Annotated in this window: 5 protein-coding genes; 1 reads left to right on the forward strand and 4 read right to left on the reverse strand. The window is 30.7% G+C overall.

Translation table 11 applies throughout. The features are described from left to right. The first annotated feature begins 195 nt into the window (after positions 1-195). On the forward strand, positions 196-378 hold the full coding sequence (locus tag RV13_RS20005) for an integrase core domain-containing protein (protein ID WP_256282809.1): 183 nt from the start codon (positions 196-198) through the stop codon (positions 376-378). A gap of 152 nt (positions 379-530) precedes the next feature. On the opposite strand, the gene panD is transcribed toward RV13_RS20005, so the two are convergent. The 4 genes from panD to RV13_RS20025 are packed head-to-tail and all read right to left on the reverse strand — an operon-like array spanning position 531 to position 3,490. Further along, the gene (panD, locus tag RV13_RS20010) at positions 531-926 is read right to left on the reverse strand and encodes an aspartate 1-decarboxylase (protein ID WP_002297874.1); all 396 of its coding nucleotides are present in this window, start codon (positions 924-926) and stop codon (positions 531-533) included. Positions 927-938: 12 nt separating this feature from the next. Beyond that, positions 939-1,787: a pantoate--beta-alanine ligase gene (gene panC, locus RV13_RS20015; protein ID WP_002287875.1), complete on the reverse strand. Its 849-nt coding sequence runs from the start codon at positions 1,785-1,787 to the stop codon at positions 939-941. A gap of 14 nt (positions 1,788-1,801) precedes the next feature. Next, the gene (panB, locus tag RV13_RS20020) at positions 1,802-2,629 is read right to left on the reverse strand and encodes a 3-methyl-2-oxobutanoate hydroxymethyltransferase (protein WP_002287874.1); all 828 of its coding nucleotides are present in this window, start codon (positions 2,627-2,629) and stop codon (positions 1,802-1,804) included. Beyond that, positions 2,630-3,490: a Rossmann-like and DUF2520 domain-containing protein gene (locus tag RV13_RS20025; protein ID WP_028020811.1), complete on the reverse strand. Its 861-nt coding sequence runs from the start codon at positions 3,488-3,490 to the stop codon at positions 2,630-2,632. Positions 3,491-3,699: the final 209 nt, after the last annotated feature.

A 3,699-nucleotide genomic window follows, 5' to 3' on the forward strand; every position in this document is an offset into this window, starting at 1 on the left:
TGCCGAAGATCGTCACATCCGAGGAGGCTTATTGTCTAGGACAATCGGAATAGTATACGGAAAGAAGTTCTGCACCTTATAAAATTTGTCAAAAAAACTGTTGCCATTCCATTAACGAGTTCTGTTCTTTTTCATACAGATCAAGGGTCTCAATATACCTCTTTTGAATTTAGAAAATTTATAGAGGATCATCCGATTGTCCACTCACTTTCAAAACCAGATTATCCGTGGGATAACGCCGTTACCGAAGCTTTTTTTAAATATATGAAAAAAGAAGAATTAAATCGCCGTTCATTCCATTCAATTGAAGAAGTACGGTTGGCTTGTTTTGCCTACATTGAAGGCTTCTATAACACCAAACGTCCTCATGGAACATGAGATATGCTTACACCAAATGAAATGGAGGCTCTTTACTTTGAAAATCTTTAAGTATCTTCTCTTTTTGTGTCTACTTTATTGACATCTATCCAATTAGTAATCAATAAATATTTCAATAATAGTCTAGCTATATATAAATAACATTACAAAACCTAAAGAATTATATCTGATAACCTTCCATGTTTTTCATATGATGTTACTCTTTCAACTTTATTATTATCATCGACAAAAACAACCTTAGGTCTATGATCCTTAACCTCATTTTCATTTAATTCACAATATGCCATTAAAATTATTTTATCTCCAGTTGATACACATCTAGCTGCAGCTCCATTCAAGCAAATCATCCCTGTTCCTCTCTCTCCAGCTATTGTATAAGTTTCAAATCTATTTCCATTATTAACATCAACTATTTGTACTTTTTCATATTCATATATTCCTGCTGCTTCTAATAAATCCATATCAACAGTAATACTTCCTACATAATCTAACTCAGCTTGTTCAACTTTAGCTCTATGTATTTTTCCTTTTAACATTGTAACTTTCATTATTATAGCCCCCTATTGTAATTCAAATGTAAAATTATCTATTAATCTTGTTTTTCCTATAAATACTGCTATTGCAACTAAAACTGATTTTTCAATATAATTTACTCTTTGTAATGATAAAGAATCAACAACTTCTACATAATCAATCTTTGCCAAATTATAAGTATTTATATTTTTACTTATTATCTCAATTATTTTTAAGCTATCTCTCTCTCCATTATTTAAGGCTTCCTTAGCTAAAGTTAAAGATTTATTTAAAATAGTAGCTGAAGATCTTTCCTCTAAACTTAAGTATGTGTTTCTAGAACTTTTAGCTAGTCCATCCTCTTCCCTTATAATTGGACACCCTACAACGTCTATATCAATATTAAGGTCCCTAACCATTCTTTTAATTACAGCTAACTGTTGTGCATCCTTTTCTCCAAAATAAGCTCTATCTGCTGGTATTATGTTAAATAATTTACTTACAACAGTGCAAACCCCTCTAAAATGTATTGGCCTACTAGCTCCACATAAACCTTCTGTTAATCCAGTTATATTAACAAAAGTACTTGCATTGTCACAATACATCTCTTCAACTTCAGGATTAAATATTGCTGTTGCTCTACCTCTTGTGCATACTTCTATATCTCTTTCTAAGTCTCTTGGATAACTACCTAAATCTTCATTTTTCCCAAACTGAGTTGGATTTACAAAGATACTTACAACAACTTTATCATTTTCTTTTGATGCTTTTCTAATTAAACTTTCATGACCTTCATGTAAATATCCCATAGTAGGAACTAATCCTACCTTTAAGCCTTGTTTTTTCCACTCTTTTACTTGACTTCTAACATCATTTACTGTTTTAAATATAACCATATTTCTTGACCCTTTTAATATAATTTTTCTAAAACATCATCACTTATTTTAAACCCATGTTCTGGACCTGGAAAAACTCCATCTTTTACTTCCTCTATATATTTTGTAAATGCTTTATTCATCTCTTCTGATAAATTAGCATATTTCTTCACAAATTTAGGGGTAAAATCACTATACATCCCCAACATATCTTGATATACAAGAATTTGTCCATCACACCCTGCACCTGCTCCAATACCAATTGTAGGTATTGATATCTCTTTAGAAATTAACTCTGCAAGCTTAGTTGGAACACATTCTAACACTACAGCGAATGCTCCTGCTTTTTCTACAGCTTTAGCAGCTCTTATTAATTCTTTAGCAGCTTCCTTGTCCTTTCCTTGTACCTTAAATCCTCCAAATGCATTAACAGATTGAGGTGTTAAACCTATATGCGCCATAACAGGTATAGAAGCCTTTACTATAGCCTCTATTTTATCGCATACTTCTATCCCTCCTTCTAATTTAACAACCTGAGCTCGTCCTTCTTTTATTAATCTTCCTGCATTAACTACTGAATCATATACTGAAGTTTGATAAGACATAAATGGCATATCTGCAACAACTAAAGTGTTCTTAGCTCCTCTTGTAACTGCTCTAGTATGATGAATCATGTCTTCCATTGTTACTGAAAGTGTATCTTCATGTCCTAGACATACCATACCAAGAGAATCTCCTACTAATATTCCATTTATCCCAGCTTCATCAATTATTTTTGCTGTTGAATAGTCATAAGCTGTAAGCATTGTTAATTTTTCATTTCTTAATTTAGATTCTTTAAATGTAACTGCTGTATTTTTCATCTATCTCTCTCCTAAATACTTTTCTAATTCACTATAATCTCTATTAATATTTTTTAACATAGCTATCTCTAATACATTTTTTGATAATAGCATATATAAAGCTCTGTCTTCATCTGATAAAACTTCACAGTGACCTTTAATTGTTGAAATATCACAACGTTCAACTGGTCCTGTCAAACTTTCTATAATTCCTTTTTCTTTTATATTTCTAATATTAAATTCAATTAATGGATATAAAGCTTCAATTGCCATTTTTTCAGTAAATCCACATTGAATTAGATATGTAACGCTTGTATTAATAAGTCCTAGCACAAGGTTACTAGATACTACTGATGCGGCATGATAAAGAGATTTATTCTCCTTAGATACAATTACAGTACTATTACCTAACTTTTTGAAGAAATCACATAAAAACTTTGCATATTTTTCATCGCCTTCAATTGTTATAAAAGATTTTTTTAATTTTTTGTATGAATTATATTTATCTGATATTGAAAACATAGGATGGACAGAATAGCCATAAGCACCATAGTCCTGTATATTTGAAAAGATATCTGAAGATATTGCACCACTGCAATGGCAGATTAATTTGTTTTTGATTTGATAATTTTTAATTTCTTGCCATACCTCCTGAATTTGACCATCAGGAGTCGTAATGAAAATAGTATCATTTTCATCTACTAATTCTCTTAAGTTTAAATATTGTTTACTAGATGTAAAATTCGAAGCTGCTAATGACGAGTCTTCGCTTTTACTATAAAATCCTGTTACTTGTATTTTATGTTCCTGGAAATACTTCCCGAATGAACAACCTACCTTGCCGGCTCCAATAAAACCAACGTTCATAATTATCACCTCCATAAAGAAGTGAGACTACAAGTCCCATTCTTACGATATGAGCTTAAAAATAAAAATTAAATCAAATATACAGTATGGTTTTTTCAAATATCATCCATAGTTAATTTATCATAATATCCCATATTTTAAAATAAAAGATAGCGTAAAATATTTTGTGTAAATAGAAATTTAGGGTAGAAAAAAAAAGTCCATTCTGTAAAATTAAAGTTACC

It is taken from the genome of Enterococcus raffinosus, from assembly GCF_001886185.1.
GTDB classification, from domain to species: Bacteria; Bacillota; Bacilli; order Lactobacillales; family Enterococcaceae; genus Enterococcus_A; species Enterococcus_A raffinosus.